The sequence below is a fragment of the Rhizobium sp. A22-96 genome (genome assembly GCF_053521805.1).
On the sequence record NZ_JBNWDQ010000006.1, the window covers coordinates 63,753 to 90,026 of the forward strand.

23 protein-coding genes are annotated in these 26,274 nt (G+C 58.0%); 10 read left to right on the forward strand and 13 right to left on the reverse strand.

Features of this window, described 5'->3' with window-relative positions:
- The first annotated feature begins 91 nt into the window (after nt 1-91).
- Nucleotides 92-766, forward strand: a complete 675-nt coding sequence (locus ACQZ6F_RS25045) for a GntR family transcriptional regulator (RefSeq protein ID WP_077467301.1) — start codon at nt 92-94, stop codon at nt 764-766.
- Nucleotides 767-885: 119 nt separating this feature from the next.
- Here the strand turns inward: ACQZ6F_RS25045 and yjfF are convergent, their stop codons facing one another.
- From yjfF to ACQZ6F_RS25080, 7 genes are all read right to left on the reverse strand, one after another.
- Entirely contained in the window at nt 886-1,854 is a 969-nt protein-coding gene (gene yjfF, locus ACQZ6F_RS25050) for a galactofuranose ABC transporter, permease protein YjfF (RefSeq protein WP_449094462.1), read from the reverse strand.
- Nucleotides 1,851-2,879: an ABC transporter permease gene (locus tag ACQZ6F_RS25055; RefSeq protein WP_449094463.1), complete on the reverse strand. Its 1,029-nt coding sequence runs from the start codon at nt 2,877-2,879 to the stop codon at nt 1,851-1,853. Before ACQZ6F_RS25055 ends, yjfF begins: the two co-directional genes overlap by 4 nt.
- Complete coding sequence (gene ytfR / locus ACQZ6F_RS25060; RefSeq protein ID WP_449094464.1) at nt 2,876-4,399, reverse strand: galactofuranose ABC transporter, ATP-binding protein YtfR; 1,524 nt, start codon at nt 4,397-4,399, stop codon at nt 2,876-2,878. The genes ACQZ6F_RS25055 and ytfR overlap by 4 nt, the downstream gene beginning before the upstream one ends.
- A 130-nt stretch (nt 4,400-4,529) precedes the next feature.
- On the reverse strand, nt 4,530-5,492 hold the full coding sequence (gene ytfQ, locus ACQZ6F_RS25065) for a galactofuranose ABC transporter, galactofuranose-binding protein YtfQ (protein ID WP_077467305.1): 963 nt from the start codon (nt 5,490-5,492) through the stop codon (nt 4,530-4,532).
- Nucleotides 5,493-5,687: 195 nt separating this feature from the next.
- On the reverse strand, nt 5,688-6,272 hold the full coding sequence (locus ACQZ6F_RS25070) for a TadE/TadG family type IV pilus assembly protein (RefSeq protein WP_449094465.1): 585 nt from the start codon (nt 6,270-6,272) through the stop codon (nt 5,688-5,690).
- Nucleotide 6,273: 1 nt separating this feature from the next.
- Nucleotides 6,274-6,804: a TadE/TadG family type IV pilus assembly protein gene (locus tag ACQZ6F_RS25075; RefSeq protein ID WP_449094466.1), complete on the reverse strand. Its 531-nt coding sequence runs from the start codon at nt 6,802-6,804 to the stop codon at nt 6,274-6,276.
- Entirely contained in the window at nt 6,801-8,180 is a 1,380-nt protein-coding gene (locus ACQZ6F_RS25080) for a TadE/TadG family type IV pilus assembly protein (RefSeq protein WP_449094467.1), read from the reverse strand. Before ACQZ6F_RS25080 ends, ACQZ6F_RS25075 begins: the two co-directional genes overlap by 4 nt.
- 997 nt (nt 8,181-9,177) lie before the next feature.
- Between ACQZ6F_RS25080 and ACQZ6F_RS25085 the strand changes: the two genes are divergently transcribed.
- The 3 genes from ACQZ6F_RS25085 to ACQZ6F_RS25095 all read left to right on the forward strand — a co-directional run bounded on the left by ACQZ6F_RS25085 (nt 9,178) and on the right by ACQZ6F_RS25095 (nt 12,859).
- Nucleotides 9,178-9,396, forward strand: coding sequence for a hypothetical protein (locus ACQZ6F_RS25085; protein ID WP_449094468.1), 219 nt, complete (start codon nt 9,178-9,180; stop codon nt 9,394-9,396).
- A gap of 60 nt (nt 9,397-9,456) precedes the next feature.
- Nucleotides 9,457-11,550 carry a putative bifunctional diguanylate cyclase/phosphodiesterase gene (locus ACQZ6F_RS25090; RefSeq protein ID WP_449094469.1) on the forward strand — a complete coding sequence of 698 codons (2,094 nt, stop codon included), beginning with the start codon at nt 9,457-9,459 and terminating at the stop codon, nt 11,548-11,550.
- 70 nt (nt 11,551-11,620) lie between these two features.
- Nucleotides 11,621-12,859 (forward strand): ABC transporter substrate-binding protein, encoded by a 1,239-nt coding sequence (locus tag ACQZ6F_RS25095; RefSeq protein ID WP_449094795.1) that lies wholly within the window; start codon nt 11,621-11,623, stop codon nt 12,857-12,859.
- Nucleotides 12,860-12,947: 88 nt separating this feature from the next.
- On the opposite strand, the gene ACQZ6F_RS25100 is transcribed toward ACQZ6F_RS25095, so the two are convergent.
- Together ACQZ6F_RS25100 and ACQZ6F_RS25105 are read right to left on the reverse strand one after the other, a co-directional pair.
- Complete coding sequence (locus ACQZ6F_RS25100) at nt 12,948-13,946, reverse strand: helix-turn-helix transcriptional regulator (protein WP_449094470.1); 999 nt, start codon at nt 13,944-13,946, stop codon at nt 12,948-12,950.
- Nucleotides 13,947-14,008: 62 nt separating this feature from the next.
- Complete coding sequence (locus ACQZ6F_RS25105; protein ID WP_449094471.1) at nt 14,009-15,031, reverse strand: AraC family transcriptional regulator; 1,023 nt, start codon at nt 15,029-15,031, stop codon at nt 14,009-14,011.
- 238 nt (nt 15,032-15,269) lie between these two features.
- Between ACQZ6F_RS25105 and ACQZ6F_RS25110 the strand changes: the two genes are divergently transcribed.
- Nucleotides 15,270-16,421 carry an ROK family transcriptional regulator gene (locus ACQZ6F_RS25110; protein WP_449094472.1) on the forward strand — a complete coding sequence of 384 codons (1,152 nt, stop codon included), beginning with the start codon at nt 15,270-15,272 and terminating at the stop codon, nt 16,419-16,421.
- A 133-nt stretch (nt 16,422-16,554) separates the two neighbouring features.
- Here the strand turns inward: ACQZ6F_RS25110 and ACQZ6F_RS25115 are convergent, their stop codons facing one another.
- The 4 genes from ACQZ6F_RS25115 to ACQZ6F_RS25130 form a co-directional block, all read right to left on the reverse strand.
- Nucleotides 16,555-17,517, reverse strand: coding sequence for a sugar-binding transcriptional regulator (locus tag ACQZ6F_RS25115; RefSeq protein WP_077467315.1), 963 nt, complete (start codon nt 17,515-17,517; stop codon nt 16,555-16,557).
- Between the two features lie 20 nt (nt 17,518-17,537).
- Nucleotides 17,538-19,004: an FGGY family carbohydrate kinase gene (locus ACQZ6F_RS25120; protein WP_449094473.1), complete on the reverse strand. Its 1,467-nt coding sequence runs from the start codon at nt 19,002-19,004 to the stop codon at nt 17,538-17,540.
- 65 nt (nt 19,005-19,069) lie between these two features.
- Nucleotides 19,070-20,026, reverse strand: coding sequence for a transketolase family protein (locus tag ACQZ6F_RS25125; protein ID WP_449094474.1), 957 nt, complete (start codon nt 20,024-20,026; stop codon nt 19,070-19,072).
- Complete coding sequence (locus ACQZ6F_RS25130; protein WP_449094475.1) at nt 20,023-20,835, reverse strand: transketolase; 813 nt, start codon at nt 20,833-20,835, stop codon at nt 20,023-20,025. Before ACQZ6F_RS25130 ends, ACQZ6F_RS25125 begins: the two co-directional genes overlap by 4 nt.
- Before the next feature lie 214 nt (nt 20,836-21,049).
- Between ACQZ6F_RS25130 and ACQZ6F_RS25135 the strand changes: the two genes are divergently transcribed.
- From ACQZ6F_RS25135 to tpiA, 5 genes are all read left to right on the forward strand, one after another.
- On the forward strand, nt 21,050-22,033 hold the full coding sequence (locus ACQZ6F_RS25135; RefSeq protein ID WP_174074653.1) for an ABC transporter permease: 984 nt from the start codon (nt 21,050-21,052) through the stop codon (nt 22,031-22,033).
- Nucleotides 22,034-22,148: 115 nt separating this feature from the next.
- Entirely contained in the window at nt 22,149-23,078 is a 930-nt protein-coding gene (locus tag ACQZ6F_RS25140; protein ID WP_449094476.1) for a substrate-binding domain-containing protein, read from the forward strand.
- A gap of 27 nt (nt 23,079-23,105) precedes the next feature.
- On the forward strand, nt 23,106-24,584 hold the full coding sequence (locus ACQZ6F_RS25145) for a sugar ABC transporter ATP-binding protein (RefSeq protein ID WP_449094477.1): 1,479 nt from the start codon (nt 23,106-23,108) through the stop codon (nt 24,582-24,584).
- Between the two features lie 124 nt (nt 24,585-24,708).
- Nucleotides 24,709-25,497, forward strand: coding sequence for an SDR family oxidoreductase (locus ACQZ6F_RS25150; RefSeq protein WP_077467322.1), 789 nt, complete (start codon nt 24,709-24,711; stop codon nt 25,495-25,497).
- A 4-nt stretch (nt 25,498-25,501) separates the two neighbouring features.
- Nucleotides 25,502-26,239, forward strand: a complete 738-nt coding sequence (tpiA, locus tag ACQZ6F_RS25155) for a triose-phosphate isomerase (protein WP_449094478.1) — start codon at nt 25,502-25,504, stop codon at nt 26,237-26,239.
- Nucleotides 26,240-26,274: the final 35 nt, after the last annotated feature.

Genomic DNA, 26,274 nt, shown 5'->3' on the forward strand with positions numbered 1-26,274 from the left:
GACAGAATGCTCCCGAACTGGTACTAGTATGTTGTTGTATGGTAGTATTAACTCGTATTCCACTGAATGCAAGTAGCTCGGAGGACGGATTGTGAATATTGAACGCGGGCAAGGTGGTTCTGCGGCTCATCGCCTGGGCCAGGAGCTCTTGAAAGCCATCATCGCGTTGGAGCTTCCGCCGGGCATGCGGCTTTCTGAGCAGGAGATCGCCGAGCGCTACGGCGTTTCCCGTCAGCCGGTGCGCGAAGCGCTGATCGCACTGAGCCGCCAGCGCTTTGTCGAGGTGGTTCCGCAGCGCGGCACGATCGTCGTGAAGATTTCGGTTCGCGAGCTGATGGAAGCCCGTTTCCTGCGCGAGGCCATTGAAAGCGCAGTGATCCGTCGGGCTTGCGAAAGCTTTTCGCCCACGAGCCGGGGGCGTATCGACGATTCCCTCGACGCTCAACGCCGTGCCGCCGCCAAGGGCGATCACTCAGCATTCCGGCGCTTCGATGAGCTCTTCCATGTGACACTCGCCGAGGGTGCCGACTGCCCCATGGCCTGGACTATCGTCGGTGATCTGAAAGCGCATATGGATCGCGCCTGCCAGCTGACACTTCAGGGACCTTCGGTCATGCAGGCGCTGGTGGCTCAACACGAACAGATCATTGCGGCGGTCGACGCGCGCGATCCGGAAGCCGCGGAAGCCGCAATGCGCAATCACCTGACCGAAATCCTGCGCGCGCTGCCCGAAGCCGAGCAGCGGCACCCCGAGCTGTTTGCTTGAGGTAAAGCCCGAGGGTTCAAGAACTATCGGTGCTTCAGGGGCGCCGGAGTTCTATTGCTTTCGTAGAGGAGCGCAGCTCTTCACGCGGAGATGGAGCCCACCTGCGTGCCTCGTGCCTTTCAGGCATAGCGCCGGTTGAAACGGGAGAGCAGCAGCAGACCCTTCTGCATCAGGATAAAGGCGAACAGCAACAGGCCGATCAGTATCTTCGTCCACCAGCTGGAAAGCGTTCCATCGAAGGTGATGTAGGTCTGAATCAGGCCCTGTATGAGGATCCCGATGAGTGTTCCTCCAACGAACCCCGCTCCTCCCGTCAACAGCGTTCCGCCGATGACCACCGCCGCGATGGCGTCGAGCTCGACGCCGACCGTGGCAAGCGAATATCCCGCCGATGTATAAATCGAGAAAACGACGCCGGACAGGCCTGCGAGGAAGCCGGACAGGGCATAGATCTGGATCGTCGTGCGGCCGACCGGGACGCCCATAAGCTCCGCCGTCTGCACACCACCGCCCAACGCATAAACATTGGCGCCGAAGCGCGTCCGATGCGCAAGAACAATACCACCGGCAAAGACCAGCAGCATGACGCCGCCGATCAGGGTCAGCCGCCCGCCGCCCGGCATCAGCCAATAGAGATCGTTGAGCTGCGAATAGAAATCATGCTCGATCGGAATGCTGTCGATCGACAAGACAAAGGCGATGCCGCGCGCCAGAAACATGCCCGCCAGGGTAACAATGAAGGGCGGCATGGCGAGATAGTGGATGATTGCACCCATGCCGGCGCCGAAAATGGTGGTGATCACCAGGACGAGGACGAAGGCGATCAGCGGATGGATCGAAGTGTCGCGTAGGATGATCGCCAGGAAAACACCGGTAAAGGCAATCACCGAGCCGATCGACAGGTCGATGCCGCCGGAGATGATCACGAAGGTCATGCCAACGGCGGCAATTCCCAGAAAGGCATTGTCGGTCAACAGGTTGCCGGCCACCCTCGTCGACAGCATGTTCGGATACTGCAGTGCGCAGCCGGTATAGGCGAGGATGAAAATGACGATGGTTGCGAGCAGCGGGAGATATTTCGAATTCACTTTGCCTGCTCCTCATGGATCATTGCCGTCTCGCCACGCCGCCGCCATAGAAATGCCGAGAGGGATTGCAGCGCAGGAGATTGGATGACCAGGATGATGATGACGATGACAGCCTTGATCACCAGATTGAACTCCGGCGGAAAGCCGGACAGCAGGATGCCGGTATTGACGGACTGGATGATCATGGCGCCGATCAGCGAGCCAACAATGCTGAAGCGCCCTCCAAGCAGAGAATTGCCGCCGACGACGACGGCGAGGATTGCATCCAGCTCGAGCCAAAGGCCGGCATTGTTGGCATCCGCGCCCTTGATGTCGGCCGAAACGATGATGCCGGCGATGGAGGCGCAAAGGCCGCTCAGCGCATAGACTGCGATCAGCAGCACCGGTGTCCGGATGCCGGATAGCGTGCTGGCGCGGCGGTTGATGCCGATGGCCTCGACCAGCATGCCGAGCGCCGTGCGCCTGACAAGCAGGATGACCGCAAGTCCCACCGCCAGCCACACAACGACCGGCATCGGCAGCCACACGAAGGATCCGCTACCAAAGAAGATGAGGCCGTCATTGTTGAACGTCAGGATGACGCCTTCAGTAATCAATTGCGCGATACCGCGGCCTGCGACCATCAGGACTAACGTCGCGATGATGGGCTGGATGCCAAGAACAGCAACCAGAAATCCGTTCCACAATCCGCATGCGATCCCGACGCCGATGGTCAGCATTAGTGTGTAGGCCAGAGAGTTTCCGGTAACGATCGTCGATGCCGCCACGGCGCCGCAAATTGCGATCACCGCCCCGACCGAAAGGTCTATGCCCTTCGTGGCGATGACCAGGGTCATGCCGATCGCAAGAAGCGCTACCGGTGCACCGCGATTGAGGACATCGATGGCGCTGCCATACAATCTGTCGTTCTGGACCTCCAGATGAAAGAAATGCGGGAACATGATAAAATTCAAGAGAAGGATGGCTGCCAGAGCTATGAGCTGGGGCATTAATCGGAACAAGGAGGCCTTGATCTGGGAACTCATGCTTCCTCCCGGCTCTTCTGCGTTGTCGCGATTGCGTCGACAATGTTGCCTGCGGTTATCTCTTCGCCCGTCAGCTCGGCGATATGCTCCCGGTCGCGCAGCACGATGACCCGGGAGCTATAGGCCACAAGTTCTTCCAGTTCGGATGAAATCACCACCAGCGACATTCCCTGCCGGCAGAGATCCTCGATCAGCCGGATGATCTCCGCATGTGCACCAACATCGATGCCGCGGGTGGGTTCATCGAGAATGAGGAAACTGGGATTGGTGGCCAGCCACCGCGCCAGAATGGCTTTCTGCTGGTTGCCACCCGACAGGAGCCTGATCGGCTTCTCACGGTCGGTCGTGCGGATATCCAGCGCCTTGATGTAGCGGTCGGCGATGGCGTTCTGTTCGCTGCGCGGCAGCGGCCTCGCCCAACCGCGGCGCGCCTGCAGGGCCATGACGATGTTCTCTCGAATGGAGAGGTCGCCGATGATGCCATCGGTCTTTCGATCCTCCGGACAGAAGCCGAAGCCATTCTTTATGGCGGCCCGCGGGCTGGACAGCGTGACCGCGCTGCCTTCGACCGTCGCCTCGCCGCTATCCGATCGTTCAACGCCGAAGAGCACTTCCGCGGTCTCTGTGCGCCCGGACCCGAGCAGGCCGGCGATGCCGACCACCTCGCCACCGCGCACTTCCATGTCGAAGGGCTTGATCTTGCCGCGTTTGCCGAAATTGCTGAAGCGGTATTTCACCGGTCCGCTTTCGTTGGCGGTCTGCCTTGCGGCACTTTCGGTATGTGCAAGCTCGCGCCCCAGCATCATGGCGATCAGCGTTTGCCTGGGAAGACCTTCCGCTTCCCGCGTGCCGACCAGACGGCCGTTGCGCAGAACCGTGATGCGATCGCAGATCTCGTAGACCTGCTCGAGAAAATGCGTGATGAAGACTATACCCAAGCCACGCTGTTTCAGCCGTCTGATGATGCCAAACAGCAAGGCGACCTCCTGTGTGTCGAGGCTCGCCGTCGGCTCGTCCAGGATCAGGACTTTGCCGGAAAGATCGACGGCGCGAGCGATCGCAATCACCTGCTGGATGGCAACCGAGAACCTGTCGAGCTGACGGCCGACATCGATATCCATGCCGTATTGCGACAGCAGATCCCTGGCCATACCGTTCATGACACGGCTGCTGACCATGCCGAAGCGCCTCGGCTGCCGACCGAGAAAGAGGTTTTCCGCCACGCTCAGGTTCGGAAGGAGATTCACCTCCTGATAGACCGTTCCGATGCCGAGCTTCTGCGCCGCGAGCGTATCATGCGGATCGATCTCGGTGCCATCGAGGGTTAGAATACCCCCATCGCGGCGATAGGCGCCGGTCATGCATTTGATCAGCGTCGACTTTCCCGCCCCGTTTTCTCCGAGCAGCGCATGAACCTCTCCGCGCATCAGAGTGAAATCGACATGATCGAGGGCAGTCGAGCCGGGGAAGTATTTACAGAAGCCTGTCGCTGTCAGAAGTCGCTCGGCGTCGTGAGCCATGAGGCGTGAATGTCCTTGGATTTGAGCCAGTATGCAAAGACGGTTGCCGGCGCATGCAGATGATGCGCCGGCATTCGATATTGAGAGACCGCATTGGCTATATACTTGCCGAATGCGGTCGGCCGTCGCCTCAGTAGCCGAGGTCTTTCTTCTGCTCGTAGACCTTCTGCGGATCGTCAGCCTGCGTGTAGAGCTTGGACTCGGTCTGGATCCACTTCGGCGGCTCCTTCTTGTTCTTCAGATAGGCATCGAGCGCATCGAAGGCGGGACCGGCCATGTTCGGCGTCAGTTCGACGGTCGCGTTCGCTTCGCCCGCCGCCATGGCCTTGAAGAGATCCGGAACCGAATCGACTGAAACGGTCAGGATGTCCTTGCCCGGCTTCAGACCAGCTTCCTTGATGGCCTGAATGGCGCCGACAGCCATGTCGTCATTGTGAGCATAGAGCGCGCAGATGTTCTTGCCGCCGTTTTCGGCCTTCAGGAAGCTTTCCATGACTTCCTTGCCCTTGGAGCGGGTGAAATCGCCCGTCTGGCTGCGCACGATCTTGAAGTTGTCATGGCCCTTGATGGCTTCTTCGAAGCCCTTCTTGCGAGCGATGGCAGGCGAAGAGCCCGTGGTGCCCTGCAGCTCCACGATGTTGCACTTCTTATCGCCCACCGTCTTCACCAGCCAGTCGCCGGCAACCTTGCCTTCATGGATCTGGTCGGAAGTAACAGCGGTCAGATAGAGATCCTTCGGCGCATTGATGGTGCGATCGAGCAGGATGACCGGGATCTTCGCTTCCTTGGCCTCCTTCAGCACGGCATCCCAACCGGTCTCGACAACTGGCGCGAGCAGGATCGCATCGACGCCCTGGGCGATGAAGGAACGGATCGCCTTGATCTGGTTTTCCTGCTTCTGCTGCGCATCGGCGAATTTCAGATCGATGCCGCGTTTTGTGGCTTCCTGCTTGGTCAAGGTCGTTTCAGCGGCACGCCAGCCGGACTCCGAACCGATTTGTGAGAAACCGACAACCAGCTGCTTTGCAGACGCAGACGTGAACATGCAGGCAGCAAGGATCGTGGCACTGATCAGTGCAGTCTTGAACTTCATGATTTCCTCCCAAAGGCCATCTCCTCAGGCCCGCCGCCAAAAAATCATATAGTAATACTTTTGTAAATCAGCAATCGATGATGCACCGCACAATGAATGCCGAAACCTTGCGCGGCCTGTTGAGAGACCGTTGCGGATCGACCTGTTTTTCCGCAACCTCGATCTTTCGAGGCGATAAAGCAGTCCCGATCCGCGCTAGTTATAGGTAATCGTGTCAGCTGTACGCGGCCGATTGAAGAAATAGCGGTCGAAGCTGTAGCCACTGACACCGGTAAAGCTTCCGAGGAATGCGGAAATCGGCGTCGTAAATTTATATTGTACCCGGGTCAGAACGACCTGGACGCCGCCTTCCTGTATTCTCGCGGGCACGGTGATCGGGCTTGCCGAGCCTGCGGCAAGCGAAGACGTGTTGAGTGCTGCCGACCAGTTTACCGTTGCGGTGCCATTTGCCGACACGTCCTCCACCGCCACGGTAATGGTCAGCCCCGTCGTATCGTATGGCTGCAGAATGAAGCTCATTCCGGAGAGCAGCCCGGCAACATTGGATTTTGTCCAGGTGCCTTGTTGCGAAATAACATCTCCCGTCGTGGAAGCAATTTGATCAAGCTTGCGGTTGACGGTCAATGCATGTCCGAGATCCAGGGTTGCCGCCAGCAGCAGCAGCAGAATTGGCAAAAGAAGCGCAAACTCCACCGCTGAGGCGCCATTGCGATTGCTTGCGAAGCGCCGAATGCTGAAGGTTCCGATGCGGCGCTTGGGCCGGGCATGTTTGATCGTCATCTCAGGAGGGCTCGTTGCGAAACAGCACAGTCGCACCCAGGAGGTAGCGACCGTCCGCCAGCTTTGCACTGGAATAGGTGAAGTAATTGACGACAGAGCTCCACGGCAGAAATGCCTGCACCAGCATGTAATCGCTCGCCTTGCCGGTGGCGAAAGCCTCCGTGACCTTGAGATTGCCCGTGCTGTCGATCGGAGTGACGCTGGTGACCGCAGACAGGTTGGAGATGACATCGACCCTGATCAGGAGATTGTCCGAACAGCTGAAGGTAAGGGCCATATCCGCACAGATTTTTGCCTTGAAATCGGTGAGTGTCATATTGGCCGAGACGGCCTCCCCGGTACGGATCATGCGGGATATCTTCTGCACCGATGCATCGAGGCTGGATGCCGCGAAGAACATCACGGAGACCTCTATGATGGCAAAGATTATCAGGGACAGCGGAAATATCAGCAGCGCAAATTCGACCGCAGCCGCTCCTTTGCGATCGGCAGACAGATGGCGCAGGAACCTCAATGATCTGGGGCGCATCATTGCGTCAGCTTTACGGATGCAAGATATTGCGTGAAGAGTGCGGACAAGCCGGACACAATATCGCTCGAGGAAGACGCGGAAATGAACAGGCTCTTGGACGAGGCGCAGTCCGCGAGCGCATAAGGAATATAGTCGCGACGTGTGATGCTGGCAGCTATACCGCTATCCATGGTGCCGCCCCAGGTGCTGCGCCAATTGGCACTGGCCATCGTCGAGCCAACGGTATTGTTGTAGCCCCAATCGGTGGTTATGGGCAGATATTCGGTATAGAGAACCGCCATGGTGTTCGACTGGTTCTTCACATAGCCACACCAGTCGGGATTGATGGGAGCGACCTTGTTCCAGTATGGTCCGGCGGTCTTGATTTTAGATCCGGACCACGTCACGCCATCGGTCACCCACTCGCGCTTCGACTGGACGCCGTCCGTAAGCAACAGGACCAGCTTGAGCGGCTTGGCGAGGGAACTGCCATCGCCGCCACTGCCGACTTTCTGCTGCAGAGCCGGCAAAGCCACGTCGAAAAACGTGTAGTCGGTGGATGTCGCGCTGGTCAGCCCATAGCTATCATTCGAGAGGCGCTTCCGCGCATCGGACGTCTCGAGTGTCGGCGCCAGAACCTCGGTTGTGGTGTCGCCAAGACTATAAAGTCCAACCTTGATACGCTCGTGATTGCTGTCAGCCTCGTCTATCAGGTCGATCACTTCGTTGACGGCATCGACGGCAACATCTGCCCGCAACTTTATACCCTTGGCATGTGCATAGGCGTAGTTATCGGCATAATTCACACCTCCCGAGGTGTGCGCGTCTCCGGTATGGCAGGCAAACTGGCATCCGATCCCACTATACATGGCTTGCTGTCCGACGGTTGTTGCAGCTAGCAGCATCGAGGGTGACTTGTCGATAACGATATAGACGTTCAAATAGGATGTTGCCGGGCCTTTGACCGAGCTTGCAACACTAACCGGCACATTGTCGATATTCGCAATTTTCATGAGTGTTGTCGGAACAACACCGTTCGCAATCGCCGTTATCTTGTGGTTGCTGGTATCAATTGCTATATCTGAGATTGTATAACTGCTCTCGGATTGCGAACTGAACCAATCAGTAACTTTCTGTTTAAGAGCATCAGTCTTGGCTGTATCGATCTGCTTTACTGCCGCAATCAGCGCCGCGTCGAGATCACTTTGTATGCGCTGTCTGACATTGTAGGCCCGGATATAATCGAGGCTGGCGCCAACAGCGAGTATCATCGGGACCATTGATAGAGCTACAACAATCGCGACGTTGCCGCTTTTGTTCCGAAACAGCGCGCTGATTAGAATCCTTAAACGATCGCGTGAGATGAAATATCTTTGCTTCAAAATCCGCACCAACATTTATCATACTAATGCACAACTCAGGCCGTCTTTGGGTTAAAGAGTTGTTTACGCCTGCGTCGGGGACGAGGAAGGCCAGACCATGTGGCAAGAATTATGCGCAATTTGGCCATGATGCGTTTTTTGGATACGATATATGCCGTGCTTAGTGCCTCAGAACGAGGCTTTATGCAGGAGTAGGATACTACTTGCTTGGTGACATTGGCGGATCAAATGGCTGTATCTCGGCTCTAAGTGAGCAATGATCCACTTAGTCATCTACATTGCACTGCATATATTCAATCGTTTAGTCCACTACATACATATTAATAAGCAATGCCTTATATAGACTGTACGTGCGTAATTAGTTTAAATTGTCTGAAATATAGTATTTTAGGAAGGCATTATGAGCAGCTTTTAGCTCACGAGATGCATGCATTGATCGCGGGTGGTTCTAAGCCTCATTGCGCCTGGATAGGCCGCAAGAAATGTATTTTTGATGGTCATTGTGTTCACGGGTAATGCTCGAAGTGAGAGCTCAGCATATTCCAATTAGGCATTATAATTGGTGAGACAGCCAAACGATTGATCGGGACTTACCCTCTAGTCACCAAATTGAAGCGACAAGCCGATTAGCGCAGCTAAATATCCGATTTGCGCATCCGATTTCCCTCTCCGCTCAAGAGTTTGAAATATTTAACTAATTCTCAGCAATTCGCACCGCTTTGTGACAGCATGGCATTGGCTCGCACGGTTCCAATCCCCTTCAGGGGATTTGATCCTTCCGTAAGCCGAAAGCACCATGCGAGGGACCTAGGCCCTTCGGATGTTTGCCACCTGTGAAATGAATTTCGCTGGTTTAAATGATCGTCACGCCAAAGCGGCCGATCGCCCCATGCTCCCTGTGAAGTGATATCCCGCCTATGAGCGGGACAAAGGATGCGGTTCGAACGCCGCAGCATCAGAGAACCAAAGCTGCGTGACGCTGAAGCTGAGTGCCTAGATTAAAGGATCATCAATGAGCAATGTTATTCCATTCCCTCCCAGCCATCTCCACCATGCGTCCGACCATGATGAGATCGACTTCGATCTTGCGCAAAAGCAAATCGAGAGTGCCCGCAATCAAATTCGGGCCATTTTTGAAGAATTACTCAGCATCCAGGAGAAACTGATAGAGACCCCTACAACTGCGGCCCATCCAGATCGCATTGAGCTCAGACAATCCCGCCGAATATAACAGATACAAAAGATACTCATCGATATTACGAGTGCCTATTTCACTTAAATTGAGTATTTTATGAAAATAAGAGATAAATACCTTCATCGGAAGCCAATTCATCCCTCTATCGAACACTATATTCAATCTATCGGGCGATATTATGTAGCTGCTATCATCGTCATGACGATACTGATCAGCGCGACTTATGAGACAGTCGAGATTGCGCTGGAACGTCATTCGCTGCAGCAGGATGTCAGCTATCTTGTCGGGCGCCAATTCATCCGCTTTCAACAACTTGCCATCGAAACGCGAGCCGTCATGCGTGCTTCGATCGACCCGAACACACCCGACTATGTCGTGGCGCCGATGATTGACGATGTTCGAAGCGCGATCGCCGATATTCGAACCATGAGCAAGAAGCTGAACGAGCTGAATGGCAAGATAAGCGCCAATCTTCTGGAGAAGCTCAATAAACATGACACAGGGTCGGAGACCTTGCGGCTCGATCTCTCCCAACGGCTCGAGGACTTCCTGGAGCGTGCCGAGCGCGTGATGTCGACAACGGCAGAAGACCGCCGACAACGCTATTCCTTTTGGGGACCGATTGACTTTGCCGCCTCGTCCGACAGTCTCCTTATGCGCCAGTTCAGGGCGCTGATTGATAGCGCGCATGACAGAAGCGACGGCAGCATAGATCACGCACGTCTCATAAGCGCCGTGTTACTGGGCCTTATCGCAGCGACCCTCATTCTAGCCACGACAATCCTTTTCCTGCCGCTTCTGAGAAAACTCCACAGCGAGCATCGCAAGACGCTTGATTTTGAGAATAAACTCACCCGGCTTGCCCATACGGATGCGCTCACCAACCTCAACAACCGCTCTGCTTTCAACGATTCACTGACCGAGTTGTTTGCCAGTCAGAAAAAAACCGGGGCAAACTTCTCGCTCCTGCTCATCGACCTCGACAACTTCAAATCCATAAACGATAACTTCGGCCATCCGGCAGGCGACGCGGTGCTTACGCATGTTGCCGATGCCCTTCAAAGGACCTTTCGCGTCGGCGACGTGGTCGGACGGCTGGGTGGTGACGAGTTTGCCGTTCTTCTCCCAGGCGTCGGCGATGGTTCGGCGCTCGAGATTGCCGCAGGCCGCGCCATCTCAGCGATCGCTTCGGAATGTCATTTCGAAGGTCGTTTGATCCCAGTATCCGCTAGCATCGGCGGCGCAGCAGCTCCCGCGCACGCAACAGACGAACCGAGCCTCATGCGGGTGGCGGATCTTGCCCTTTATGCGGCAAAGGTCAAACGCGGGACGGTGGTCATTTTCGATGAGGCCTCGCTTGCTCAGCGTTTGGAAGAAAACCAACTCGCAGCGGCCCTGGCGCTCGCCCCCGCGCGCGAGGAATTCGTTGTCCATTACCAGCAGAAAGTCGATTTGCGAACCGGAGAACATCTTGGATTCGAGGCTTTGGTGCGCTGGAACCATCCCCAGCTCGGCATCCTGCCGCCCGGACGCTTCCTGCCGCTGATGGAAGGATCGCATCTCGTGCGCAGCATGACGTGCTGTGTCGTGGATATCGTCGCGTCCGACATTCAAGCCTGGAAGGCAGCCGGTTTGCGGCCCGGCCCGATTGCGATCAATCTTCCAGAGGTCCTCCTTGTCGGACGGGAAGGCTATGAGCTCATCGAGAACGCCACCCGGACCCATCAACTCGAATGGCACGATTTCGCGGTGGAGGTACCGGAAGACGTTTTCCTCAACCGCGGCACCAATCAAATACTGGAAACCATCACGCGTTTCCGACAACACGGCATGTCGGTCTCCCTCGACGATTTCGGCACGGGCTTCGCGTCGCTTGTGCATCTTCGCGATTTTCCGTTCGACGAGTTGAAGATCGATCGTAGCTTCGTCGCCGAAATCGGCAACGATATCCGGTCCGAGCAGATTGTGCGGGCGATGGTCGATCTGGCGGGAAATCTGGGCAAACGGTGCATAGCTGAGGGCATTGAAACCCATGCGCAACGCGTCTTCCTCCTCAAGATCGGCTGCGATATCGGCCAAGGCTATCTCTTCGCCAGGCCCGAACCCGCGACATTGGCAACGGCGCGGCTGCAGGCCGATCGAAGCGTCAAACGGCTGCCGACAAAGCGAATGAAGCGAACGGCTGGCTGATCAATTCCGACGAGGCGCTGCGCGCCATTACCAGGCATGACGATCGGGTGGAGATCCCCAAATGAAGAAGATGATGCAGGTTGCATTGGCCGCAGCTCTGGCCGCGGTCAGCCCTTCGGAGCGAGCAGTTGCCGCAGACAAAATGGCGGTGGACGTCGTTCACTTCTGGGTGTCGAAAAGCGAGGCGGCGGCACTCGATGTATTTCGCAAGGCCTGGCTCGCCGGCGGCAATCAATGGGCCGATGTGCCCGCTGAGAACAAGGTCGCCGTTCAGCGCATCGTCAGCGATCGCATCGCCAATGGCTATGCCCCGAGTGTGATGCAATGGAATGCCAATGAAGGGTCACGGGAACTGCCGGAGATGGGAATCGTGCAGGACATCAATGATGTCGCAATGGCCGATCATTGGCGGGACTTCATCCCGGCCACGGTTTTCGACCGCATCTCCTATCAGGGAAAAGTCTACTTCGCGCCGACGAACATTCATGCCGAAAACTGGCTTTGGACAAGTAAGACAATATTCGACCATGCCGGGGTCCGAACGCCAACCACATGGGATGAGATTTTCGATGCATCCGAGAAGATCAAGGCATCCGGGCATCTGCCGATCGCGCTCGGAGGGACGCGCTGGGAGATATCGTTGATCTTCAACGATATCATCTATCATGAATTTGGCCCGGATGGGTATACGCGCCTCATGGGCGGTGATGCCAGTCTGGTGCAGGATCCACGAATGATCGCCTCCTTGAAGATGCTCTCGAGGCTATCGCAATATGTCGAACCGCTCGAGACAAGAAAGAACAAGACCTGGGCCGATGCGACAGCCGCGGTCGGCAGGGGCGACGCGGGCATGCAGTTCATGGGTGATTGGGCCAAGGGCGAGTTTGTTGCGAGAGGTTATGAGGTCGATAGGGATTTCGATTGCAGCCTGGCTCCCGGAACCGCCATAGCCTACTTCATGGTCATCGACGCCTTTGCCTTTCCGCTCACCAATCGTGAGGGAGCAGCCGATGCGCAGCGTGCCTTTGCGCGCATGGTTCTTGACCGAGACAACCAGGTCGCCTTCAGTCGCTTCAAGGGCTCGCTTCCTGTTCGCACCGATGTTGATCCGGCGGGATTGGATCGTTGCGGCAAAATGGGTCTCGAGATGATCAAGGCGAAGAACCGGGAGGTTAGCGCTCAATCTCAGGCGATGCCCTCGCAGATGTCAGAAGGCTGGATCGGCGTCGTCGGCGACTTCTTCAACAATGGAACCACCACGCCTCAGGAAGCACAAAAGCGCCTCTATGAGGTCTTGACCCAACACTGAGGCGGGCGACCCGATATCGCTCACCTGTCACTGGAACTCCATAAGGGTGGAGGCGCGACCGGCAATCACTTGCCCTGGGCCTTGACGGTCAAGGTCTGCTGGCGCGCTTTTTCGTTTCCGAAGGGTTTTCTCCATACGTCGCCCTGTAGACGGCAGAAAATCGCCCGAAATGGAAAAATCCCCATTTCAGGCAGACCTCGCTCACGGCCTGGCTATTTTCGGGATCAAGTAGGTCTTGTCGCGCCTCTCGCAGGCGAAGCTTCATGAGATAGGCAAGCGGCGTCGTGTCCTTGAAGGTGCGAAAGCCGAGTTGAAGCGCCCGAATGGATACTCCGGCCGCTGCCGCTACCTCGGTCATGCCGATGGGTTGGCTGATATTGGCCTGCATGAACTCGATCGCCCGACGGACGTGCCGTGGGGCTATCAAGCTCGGCTTTTGGTCCAGCAAGTGCGATAGCCGGTGAGGAACCAGACGTATGACAAGCTCGGCGAGTGCCTGCGTAATATGAGACATGGCGATCGGAGACCGCAACAACGGGCCGTTGTCGCGCATGCCGTTCATCATCGTTGCCGCCAGGTTGCCGATGGTCTGGCCAACCGCTGTTGTCAGGCTCAATTCGGGCAGCAGCTGCAGGGAGCCGCTAAGGGATTGTTCAAAGGTCTGATCAATGGTCTGTAAAATGACAGACCAGCCAAGCAGCAATTCATCTATCAAATTTGACTGACCGTACATGGTGACGCTGTCTGGCTCGAAGTTATTATAGAGCAGCAGCTTTCCCTCTCCCGCCTCCGCCATGCGCGCGCCGTAGGCCACTCCCATGCCGCCGTTTCGCGGAATGACGATGGACAAATACTCCGCAGTGTCACGCGTTGGCTCGATCTTGAACTGGAACTCATCCTGATGATAACCGCTGAGCAAGACCGCGTTGTCATGCAGGGCAATGTCGATCCCCCAGCGAAAATCCGATGCCTGCCCCATCGGCTCGGCACTAAAGGCGCCGAAGGCCCCGCCGAGCGTTTCAATCATGTTGTCGAACGAAGCGCCACTGTAGCGAAACGAGTTTGAAAGAACGCTATCGTCTGGCATGAGATCCTGGTGGCATGTTTTCTACAGCGACGGTTGAATCATGGTAGTTGGGTTCGCGGTTCCTACAGCGAGGCTGCTGCTCGTGAGCGTGTATCGCTCGGGCTTTCTCCGAAAGCATTGCGATAGACGACAGCAAACCTGCCTGGATGAAAGAAGCCCCATCTCGTGCAAATCTCGCGCACGGATTGCAGATTTAGGGGGTCGCGAAGCTGGTCGTGGGCGGCCTTCAACCTTATCGCGCGCAGATAGGCGCCTGGCGACGTCCCCTTGAAGTCCTTGAAGCCCATTTGCAGGGCGCGCAGCGAAACTCCGACATCGTCCGCCACCATCGATATGGTGAAGGGCTCAGTAATTCTGGCGTACATGTAATCGATGGCGCGCCGGACATGCCAGGGCGCGACCGTCGACACCTTCTTTCTTTCCAAATGCCCCGACAGGCGATGGGGAGCACACCGGAGCACAAGATCGGCGAGCGTTTCGCTCATCGCCGCGACTGCAAGAGGTGAAGACATGAGCGGGCCGTTGTTACGCATGCCCTGCACGATCGTCATGACCAGGTTACCGATCAATTGGCCCGAAGGCGTTGCAAGGTCCACAATGGGCTCAAGATCAAGCGTCTCGAAGACAGGAGCTTCCAACAGCGACACAAGCATCCGCCTTATGATCTTCCAGTCCAGCAAGAGAGCATCCGAGCGGTGCGGACCGCCTTGGAGACAGCGATTGCCTATCTCATGATTGTTGCCCATCAGAAGATGGCCTGCCCGACCTTCAACGGCTCTTTTACCAACAGTGAACTGAAGCGATCCGGTGCGAGGAATGTAGAACGCAAGGTGCTGCGGGGTTTCATCGAGCGTGCGAACTTCCCAGGGGCTTTGATAGGTGGAATGAACCGCGGTAAAAGCGCCGCTTCTGCGCAGTTCCACCGCCCAGCCGAAGCCCCGTTCTCTCCCCAACGGTTTGGCGCCAAACGCACCATAGTTGGTAGAAAAGGTTTGAACCATGGATTCGAAATCAATGCCCTCATGGGTTGGCACAAAGCCGCCAACCGTGTGCTCGGGAGCATGTGCAGAGTTCTCGAATCTCAATAGGATCATGCAGTTCGGTTCTTTCCCTTTTATCTATTCCGCCTCGTTCAAAGTTGTCGCTACGCTGGTAACGCCTTCCATTCCCGTCATTCGCGAAAGGCCCTTGCCGCGGCTGGATTGGCCAATCTTGTTCATGTATGCAGGATCAGTAATTGGGAATTGAGCTGCGCACTTTGATCGAATCGAAGCACCTGCCAGCGCAATTCACACTTACAGTGTAAATCAAAAAGATCTGTAAATGAAGTATGATCCGTTAGAGCATGTTGCGGCCCATTTCCTGCGAGAGTCGCAACCCAAACGGGTTGCGTCCCGCAATGAGCGCGACCTGTTGCGTTTGATCTGGAAGTCTCCCGGGATCGAGCGCTCCGACCTGACCGAGCCGCTCGACCTTACCCAACAATCCCTGCATAGGATCGTCGCGCAGCTTCGTGATCGAGGAATGATAACGTTCACGTCGTCGGAAACGCGTCGACCCGGCCCACCCAGCCCAGGGCTCAGTCTTTGCAAAGACTGGTGCCTGACACTCGGCATCTCGATAAATGTGGGGTCGATCGGCCTATGCCTGATGGGGTTCGGGGAGCCGCTGGAGAAGATGGAAATTCCACAGGAAGGATCCTCCCTCTCCGTTGAGATGGATCGGATCGAAACCGCGGTTGAGGATCTTCTTACCCTCAGGGGTGCAAAACGGCACGACATACTGGGCATCGGCCTTGCTGTCAGCGGACACCGCATGCTGGAAACCGCATTCAATTGCCCACTACCACTCGCCCACTGGTCATTGATCGACCTGGCACCTCTGCTGGGAAAGCAACTGGGCTTACCCGTTTGGGCAGACAATGTCGCCCGCACGGCGGCCTTGGCCGAAGCAATCTTCGGTGTGGGCCGCGAGAGCGCAGACTTCGCCTATATCGCCCATCTCCATGGTTACGGCGGCGGACTCGTTTCCGGCGGAATGCCATTTCGCGGCAGTTTCGGGAATGCGGGTGAATTTTCCGTGCTCTTCGATCGACAGGACTACGAGAACCGCCCCGCGCTTGGTAATTTGCTTCAGCATCTGCGCTCCAAAGGCCGCTCAGACCTGACGCTGAAGGATCTCAAAAGTGAAGCTGCGTTGAACTCGGATGCTATTACCGAGTGGATCGACCGCGTCACGCCGGCCCACAATCGCGCCATCAATGCGATCTGCGCAGTGTTTGACCCGGCCTTGATCGTCCTTGGCGGCGAACTTCCTCACGCGCTCGCAGGAATGCTCATCAAGCGAACCGAGATTAACAATCTACCGCGACATGGCGCATTGCGCGACGTCCCCAGGCTCGCTGCGGCTGAAGTGATTGACGCTCCGGGTGCAATTGGAGCGGCATTAATCCCTCTGTTCGAGACCGTATTGTGACGTCGCCACCGCCGCTTGGAAATTTAGATCCTTGCCGATGGTGATATCTGGTGGCTGAGCTAATGCGGTGAGTATCAGCGGACAGCGTATCCGAGCTATCTTCGCGGCTGTCGGGAGCGCCGAAATCGCCCGCTCACGAATCGCGTAAATCGATTAATCGTTCCGCCGTGAACTTGTCCGTCACCAGCATGTCTATGACGCCGATACGAAGCGCTCCCGCGATCGCCGCAGTTTTTTTCGCCCCGCCTGCCAATGCAATAACCCGGTCGATCCGTTTCAGATCTTCGATCGGAAGACCGATGACGCGATCGTCGAGTGGGGTTTTCACCAGCCCGCCATCCTTGTTGAAGAACCGTAGCGAAATGTCGCCGACAGCCCCGGCTTCTGCGAGATCGGCAAGTTCGCGCGATGAGAAGATATTGCCGGACCGTGTCAGCAGTTCGGACGGCTCAACACCGCCAATACCGACGATGGCAAGCGAAATGCTGCCGAAGAGGTCCATGGTTTCGCGAACAAAGGGATCGGCCTGCATCAGGAGCTTGGCTTCACGCGAACTTGTAACGCCCTGCACAGGCAGGAGCTTCGGCTCAGCTCCGGTCAAACGAGCAAGGCGGGTGGTAAGCTGAGTGGCATGCGTCTGAACGGACGGATCGCCCATCCCGCCCAGCGTTTGAACCACATATTTGACCTGAGCGCTTTTCTGCGGATGGATGTTTTCGACCATATTGAAGATCGTCTGGCTCCAGCTCGACACGCCGATGATCTCGCCAGGGGCAAGCGTCACCTCGAGCAGATGGGCAGCGGCCTCGCCGATCCGGGCCATGATGGCGGCATCTCGGTCTTCCGTGCACTCGACGACAACGGCTTCTGGCAGGCCGTATCTTTCCCGAAGCGCGCTTTCGAGTTCGGTATAGGTTCCGGCTGGCGGGATCACGCTGGTGCGCACGATATCTTCGGCTTCAGCCCGTTTCAGCATTCGTGACACGGTTGCCTGCGACAGACGGAGGTGCTCGGCGATCTCTGCCTGTCGCCGCTTCTCGATGTGATACATCTGAGCAACTCTCGAAATCAGGCGAAGTTCGTGCAAACGGGCCATATCGGTTCCAGCGTGAATTTTTATTCACATTTAACCGGTGTGTGAGGGAACGTCGAGCGGGCGAGTGCATCATTCCACGTATTCAAAAGGCCAGTCCGATCGATGCCTTCAGGGCGGATTACTTGCGTGCTGCGTGGTAACGCCGCGATTACCTCCAGATCCGTCCACATGCCGAGCGAAAGTCCGGCGAGATAGGCTGCTCCGAGAGCGGATGCCTCCGGCGCTTCACACTGAACGACGGCATGCTCGATCAGGTTCGATACGCATTGCATCAGGAAGCGATTCTGGCTCGGTCCGCCGTCGACATAAAGCGCACCGAGTTTGCCGCCGCTCTGAGCCCGCATGGCGGCGATCACGTCGTGGACCTGGCAGGCGATCGAATCCGTGACCGATCGAGCCATCTGGGCGCGGGTCGTGGCAAAGTTGATCTGGGAGAAAAGTGCGCGGGCATCGGAACTCCAGTAGGGAGCGCCGAGGCCGACGAAGGCCGGCACGAACCCCGGCCCTCCCGGTTCGGCTGTTTCAGCGAGATCGACGAGAGCAGCCACATCCGCAAGCCCCAGAATCTCCGCCATCCAGGGAAGGCTCGCGGCCGAGACGAGAATATTGCCTTCGAAGGCGAAGGTCGGCACGCCGGCAATCCGCCAAGCGACCGTCGTGGTAATGCCGTTCTGCGGTGCGATGAAGCGCGGAAGCGTCGTCATGACGGAAGAGCCGGTCCCGAAAGTTACCTTGGCGTCGCCCGGCTTGAAGGCTCCGTGACCGAAGAGCGCCGCATGGCTGTCGCCTATTGCGGAACGGATCGGCGTACCGTCGGCAATGCCCGGGAGCCCCCGCGTCACGCCGAAATCGGCTGAGCTGTCGAGCACCTCGGGGAGCAGGCCGATATCGACTTCGAAGATTTTCCCGAGTTCCTCGCTCCAGGCCTGGCGCTTGAGGTCGAACAACTGGCTGCGAGCCGCATTGGAGGCATCGCAGACATGGCGGCGACCACCGGTCATGCAATGAATGAGCCAGGCATCGATCGTGCCGAGACGCACACGGCGCCCGGCCGGCACACGATCAAGCAGCCAGCGGAATTTCGCCCCCGGAAACATCGGGTCGAGCGGCAGCCCGGTCAGCGCCTCCACCCGGTCGAGGCGGCCTTCCGTGATCAGGCGCTCGCAGTCCGGCGCGGTGCGGCGGCACTGCCAGCTCAAGACAGGACCGAGCGCTTCGCCGGTCTCAGCATCCCACACCGTCACCGATTCACGCTGGTTGGACACCGCCACGGCCTCAATGGTAACGGCGGGGGCGCCTTTCAGGCAGGCCTCGATTGCCTCGCAGACAGAGGCATAGATGCGGCGCGGATCCTGCTCGACCCATCCCGGCTGCGGATAGGAAATGCCGACGGCGGCCGAGCCTCGCGCCAGGACTTCTCCCCTCTCGGAAACCAGCACTGCCTTGGAATTGGTCGTGCCCTGGTCGATCGCCAGAATAGCCCGCATCATTTTCTCCTCAAACGAATGGTCGGGGCGGATGCGCGCCCCGGCTTTGAAGACCTGCTATCAGATCATTTGCGCTTGAGCAGCGCCACTGCTGCATCGGCGATCGCCGTCGGCGCCATGCCGAATTCGTCGAGGAGGAATTCGGCGGAACCGGTTGGGGCAAAAATGCCGGGAACGCCGAGGCGCTTCATCGGCACAGGTGCATTGTCGACCACCACTTCGGCCACGGCCGAGCCAAGGCCGCCGAAGATCGAATGCTCTTCGGCCGTGACGATCGCGCCGGTCTCGTTGGCGGCGGCGATGATGGCGGCTTCGTCGATCGGACGAACCGTCGCCATGTTCAGCACGCGCGCCCTGATGCCGCGTTCGGCCAGGATCTCCGCCGCCTTTACGATACGGTGGGTCAGCGTGCCGTTGGCAATCAGCGTGACATCGGAGCCTTCGCGAAGCAGGTTCGCCTTGCCGATCTCGAACCTGTGCCCTTCCGGCAGCAAATCGGGAACGCCGACGCGCGACAGGCGCAGGAAGCAAGGACCATCGTAGCCTGCGGCCCATTCCACGGCAGCAGCGGTCTCGATCCGGTCGCAGGGAGCGATGACCGGCAGGTTCGGCAGCACGCGCGTCCACGCGAAATCCTCGATCGAATGGTGAGTTGGGCCGAGTTCACCGTAAGCCAGGCCTGAGGAAATTCCGACGAGCTTGACGTTGGCATTGGAGTAGGAAATGTCGGCCTTGATTTGCTCTAGGGATCTGCCGGTGAGAAACGGCGCGGCGGCACAGACGTAGGGCAAGCGTCCGCCATTGGCGAGACCGGCGCCCACACCCACCATGTTCTGTTCGGCGATGCCGACATTGACCAGGCGGTCGGGAAATTTTGATTTGAAGCCATTGAGCTTGGAGGAACCGACGGAGTCGTTGCACACGGCGACGATGGTTTCATTCTCGGCTGCCAGACGTTCGAGCGTCGCGGCGAAGGCATCGCGGCAGTCGTAAAGCTTCGGTGGGATTACGGGCGCATTCATTGGATTGCCTCCGACAGTTCTGCCAATGCGATTTCATACTGTTCTTTGCTTGGAACCTTGTGATGCCAGTCGACACGGTCCTGCATGAAGGAGATGCCATGGCCCTTGTTGGTGTGCGCCACGATGCAATGGGGACGGTCGCTTCGATGCTCGAGAGCGGGCACGATCGCGTGCATGTCGTTGCCGTTGATTTCGTTGACCTCCCAGCCGAAGGCCTCGAGCTTCGGGCGCAGCGGGGCAAGATCATTGGTATCCGACAGTGACGCCCCCTGCTGGAATCTGTTGTGGTCGATGATCAGCGTCAGATTATCCAGCTTGAACTGATGCGCCGCCATGATGGCCTCCCAGTTGGAGCCTTCCTGCATCTCGCCGTCGCCGGTGATGACATAGGTGTGGTATTTCGCGCCCGATAGCTTGGCCGCCTTCGCCATGCCAACCGCAACGGGAAGCCCGTGTCCCAACGGCCCGGTGTTAGTCTCGACACCAGGAACCTTGTTGCAATTCGGATGCCCGTTCAGGCGGGAATAGGGCTTCAGGAAGGTCGAAATCTCATCCTCCGCAATGAAACCACGCTTGGCGAGAATGACATAGAGCGCACAGGCGGTATGTCCCTTCGACAGGACAAAGCGATCGCGATCCGGGCTCTTCGGCTTGTCCGGCCAGACGCGCAAGACGCGAAAATACAATGCGGCAAGGAGGTCGATGACCGACATTTCCCCGCCAATATGGCCGGCGCCTGCCTCATACACGGCTTGAAGGTCGCGCAAACGGACCTGGCGAGCAATACGCTCAAGCTCCGAAATTTCCATCATCATCCTCGTTATGCATATTTATTCACTATTAGATATTTTTGCACACCAATCACGTTAGTCAAGCCCCTCATCTGCTTTCAATTGATGAAGCTCGGTTGAATGACCCTGTTGACAGCCTTTCCGCAACTTGTTACGAATTTTCCACCAAGTGTGAATATTTATTCTATGATGAACGAATATATCATCAGGCGTCAGAATTGCAGGAGGAACGATGGTGGCGATAGACATTCAAAATCAGAGCCGACCGTCCGGAACGTGGCGTAGCAAGCTGTCGGGAGCGACCGGACCGCTGATCGGCCTGCTCCTCCTCTGCCTGTTCCTGTCTTTCAGCACCGACGCCTTTCTCTCTGTCCGCAATGGCCTGAACATTCTCGACCAGATCACGGTCCTTGGGATCATGGCTGTCGGCATGACATTTGTGATCCTGATCGGCGGGATTGATCTTTCCGTCGGTTCCGTGCTCGCACTATCGATGATGGTGATGGGCTGGACCGCCAATACGGCAGGCCTGCCGCTTGGGGTCGGGATCGCGCTCGGACTGATAGCGTCTGCCGCCAGCGGGCTCATTGTCGGTCTTGTCGTCACGCTGTTCAGGGTCCCGGCCTTCATCGCAACGCTAGCGATGATGTCGGCCGCACGCGGTGTCGCGAACATGATTACGGACGGGCAGCAGATCGTCGGGTTTCCCGACTGGTTCATGACGCTCGCGATCGACCGTCATTTCGGCGTGCTGACCGCCACCGTGTTTCTCATGCTGGCTGTCGCCCTCATTGCATGGCTGTTTCTTCACTTCCGCTCCGAGGGGCGCATGCTTTACGCGGTCGGCGGAAATCCCGAAGTAGCGCGCCTTGCCGGGCTCAACGTGCAACTCGTAACGATCCTGGTCTATGTGCTGAGCGCCATTCTCGCGGGCCTCGCTGGCATCGTGCTTGCCGCCCGCCTGGACTCGGCACAGCCGTCCAGCGGCTTCGGCTACGAGCTCGATACCATCGCGGCTGTGGTTATCGGTGGAACCTCCCTGTCCGGTGGTACCGGCGGCATTGGCGGTACGCTGATCGGAGTCCTGATCATCGGCGTCCTGCGCAACGGCCTCAACCTGCTCAACGTCTCGCCGTTCCTTCAGCAGGTCATCATCGGCATCGTCATCGTTCTTGCGGTCGGCGCGGAGACCATCCGCAGGCGCCGAGCCGCCTAAGCTTTCGGTCCGCACAGGTCGGATCATCGAAAAATTCCTCTCCGATAAGGTTTGGAGCGGATCACTGCCCGAGGGGGAGGTTACCCAAGGGGCCATCAAAAACGGAGGAAAGAAAATGAAATTTGTGCGTATTCTCCTGGCATCGGCGGCGGTTCTGTCGCTGTCACTGGGCTCGGTTCAGGCCAAGGAAGTGAAAAAGCTCGGGCTCGCCGTCGCCAATCTGCAGGCGAACTTCTTCAATCAAATCAAGCAGGCTGTCGAAGCTGAAGCCAAGACGCGTGGCATCCAGGTGGTGACGGTCGATGCCAAGGGCGATGGCCCGACGCAGATCAACCAGGTCCAGGATCTCCTCACCCAGAACATCGACGCCCTGATCTACATCCCTGCTGGCGCCGCCGCCGCGACCGTTCCGGTAAAGCTTGCCAAGCAGGCGGGAATTCCGGTCGTCAACGTCGACCGCAATGCGGATGGCGCACCTGGCGATACGTTCCTGGCAACGGACTCCGTGAAATCGGCCAAGGCGGTCTGCGATTACATCCTCAAGGAAGCCGGCGGCAAGGGCAAAATGGTCATCATCCATGGCCAGAAGGGCACCACGCCGGAGCTCGACCGCACCAAGGGTTGCCAGGAGTCCCTGAAGGCCTATCCGGACGTCAAGGTCGTCGCCGAACAATATTCCAACAACTGGTTCCAGGACGAAGGCTTCCAGATCATGCAGAACATGCTGCAGGCCAATCCGGATGTTTCGATCGTCTTTGCCCAGGCCGATGCACTGGCGCTTGGCGCTGCCCAGGCTATCAAAGTCGCAAACCCCTCGCAGAAGATCGTCGTGGCCGGCTTCGACGGTGACACCGCGGCTCTCGAAGCGCTGAGCAAGGGCGTCTTCGATGTAACGGCGACACAGCAGACGCAGAAGATGGGCCGCGACGCAGTAGAAAATGCAGTCAAGCTCGTTGCCGGCGACAAGGTTCCCGCAGTTCAGCTTCTCGATGCGACCCTGACGACCAAGGACAACGTGGCAGGCTTTATCGCCAACCATCCGTAATCAGTGGAAATCTCGAGGAGGCAAGATGTGACCCAGCCGGTTCTTTCCCTGAGGGGCATATCCAAGCGCTACGGACCGCTCCAGGTGCTGAAGAACGTGGACCTCGACGTCCATGCCGGTGAAGTGGTAGCACTTCTCGGCGAAAACGGCGCCGGCAAGTCGACGCTCTCAGGCATTATAGCGGGCTCGCGCATTCCGTCCGAGGGAACCATGACGTGGCTGGGGCAGCCTTATGCCCCGGCCGCTCCGCGCGATGCAATCGACAAGGGTGTCGTGCTGATCCATCAGGAACTGCAGCTTCTGCCACATCTATCCATCGCCGAAAATGTCTTCATCGGCCGATGGCCGATGAAGAACGGCATGGTCGACCGCGCCCAGATGGTTCGCCGTGCCCAGGAACAGCTCGCGAGGTTGAACCTGCACATTCCCGCGACGCGGAAGGTTGCCGGCCTTTCGACCGCCAATCAGCAACTCATCGAGATCGCGAAGGCACTGGCGCTCAACGCAAAGCTGCTCATTCTCGACGAGCCCACCGCAGCCCTCGGTGGTGCGGAGACTGAGGCCCTGTTCGAGCAGATCAGAAAGCTTCGCTCCGAGGGTGTCGGCATCATTTACATCTCCCACCGCATGGAGGAGATCAAGCAGATCACCGACCGCATCGTCGTGCTTCGCGACGGAGAGCGCGTCCATGAATTTGCCGACAGCTCAACGCCCGTGCGCACGATCGTCGAAAGCATGGTCGGCCGTTCGCTCGATCGCATGTTTCCGCCACTTCCCGAGCCGACGAGCCGGCCGGTACTGCGCGTATCCGGCCTGACATCGCCGGACAACTCCTTCCGCGGTGTGAGCTTTGACGTTCACGCCGGCGAGATCCTTGGCATTGCCGGCCTTGTCGGTGCAGGTCGTACCGAACTCGTTCGCGCGATTTCCGGTGCAGATCCGATCAGCGCCGGTTCGATTGCTCTGGAGGGCGAGCCGCTCAGGCTGCGCAGCCCGGCGGACGCGATTGCCAAGGGCATCGTCATGGTTCCCGAGGACCGGAAGGACCAGGGCCTCGTCGTTGCGCACAAGATCAGCGAAAACATCATCTACGCCAATCTCGACAAGCTCGGCGGCCGCTGGATCACTTCCGGCATGAAGCGCGCCTTTGCTGAAAAGGCGGTGGCAAGATTCGGCGTAAAGGGCCGTGCGGAACAACTTGCCTCAGATCTTTCGGGCGGCAACCAGCAGAAGGTGGTCATCGCCAAATGGCTGATGCGTGATCCGAAGGTCGTCGTACTCGACGAGCCAACGCGCGGCATCGATGTCGGCGCCCGCGCCGGCATCTACGACATCATCGTCAAGCTCGCCAGACAGGGGGTCGCGGTTATCGTCGTCAGCTCCGACCTTGAGGAAGTGCTCGGCGTATCGAACCGAATCCTCGTACTGGCACAGGGCAAACAGGCAGGCATTTTAAGTCGTGACGAGGCCAACGACGTCTCCGTCATGGAACTGGCGACAATCTAGAGAATTTCCAGGAAAAGTGCGCAGCAGTTTTCCGTCCGGAAATGCGTAAAAACAAAGAGATAGAGCGCTTTCGCTATTCGAAGAAAAGCGAAAGCGCTCCAGGCAAAGACAGAAAGGAAGAGCGGTGTCCGACATCTCTCTCAATGCACCGAAACTATTTGATCTCAGCGGCCAGGTCGCCATCGTGACGGGTGCGGGCAGCGGGATCGGACAGAGGATCGCGATTGGCCTTGCACAGTGCGGCGCCGATGTGGCGCTGCTCGATCGCCGCACGGATGACGGTCTTGCCAATACCGCCAGCCATATTCGTGCGGCCGGTCGCCGCTCGATCGAAATCGCGGCTGACGTTACCAGCAAGTCGTCTCTGGCCGATGCCGTCGCGCGCACCGAAGCCGATCTCGGCGCGCTCTCGCTTGCTGTCAATGCGGCCGGTATTGCCAATGCCAATCCCGCCGAGGAGATGGAGGAAGACCAATATCAGACGCTGATGGACATCAACCTGAAGGGCGTCTTCCTCTCCTGCCAGGCGGAGGCACGGGCCATGCTGAAGAATGGACGCGGATCGATCGTCAACATCGCCTCCATGTCGGGCGTTATCGTCAACCGTGGCCTCAGCCAGGCACACTACAATGCGTCAAAGGCCGGCGTGATCCACATGTCGAAGTCGCTGGCAATGGAATGGGTGGCGCGCGGTATCCGGGTCAACACGATTTCACCCGGCTATACCGCAACGCCGATGAACACTCGTCCGGAGATGGTGCATCAAACCAGGCTCTTCGAGGAGCAGACCCCGATGCAGCGCATGGCTGGTGTCGACGAGATGGTCGGCCCCGCCGTATTCCTCCTGTCCAATGCTGCAAGTTTCGTCACGGGCGTGGATCTGCTCGTCGACGGCGGCTTCTGCTGCTGGTGACGCCATGCGCAAGCTGATCGCAGGAAACTGGAAAATGAACGGTCTCGCATCCTCCCTTGCAGAGATCGAGGCGCTGAGGGGACTAACCGGTGAGGCGACGTGCGACATCGTCGTCTTCCCGCCCCTCACGCTGGTTGAAAAGGCCGTCGAGCGCGCCTTGGGCTCGGCGATATCGATCGGGGCGCAGGATTGCCATGCCGAATTCGCCGGCGCCTATACCGGAGACATCTCCGCCGCCATGCTCGCGGAAATCGGTGCGCGCTTCGTCATCGTCGGCCATTCGGAGCGGCGCTCGTCCTATCTTGAAGCCGATTGCGCTGTTGCCGCCAAGGCGGCCGCCGCCCACAGGGCCGGGCTGACGAGCATCATCTGCGTCGGCGAGACGCGCCAGCAGCGCGACGAGGGCAAGGCGATCGAGGTCGTGCGCGCGCAGCTTGAGGGATCGATCCCCGACTGCACGACGAGCACCAATACCGCAATTGCCTATGAACCGGTCTGGGCGATCGGCACCGGACTGGTGCCATCGATCGCGGAGATCGAAGAGGTGCATGCCGCAATCCGCCATGTGCTCGAAGAACGATTGAAGAGGGATGGTACGCTTGTACGGATCCTTTATGGCGGCTCGGTCAAGGCGGCGAATGCGGCGGCGATCTTCGGCGTTCCCAATGTGGACGGAGCCCTGGTCGGCGGCGCATCGCTGAAGGCATCGGAATTTTCCGGCATTATTTCTGCAGTCGCTTAACATCGGGGTGACCGGACCGTACCCCTAACCGGTAG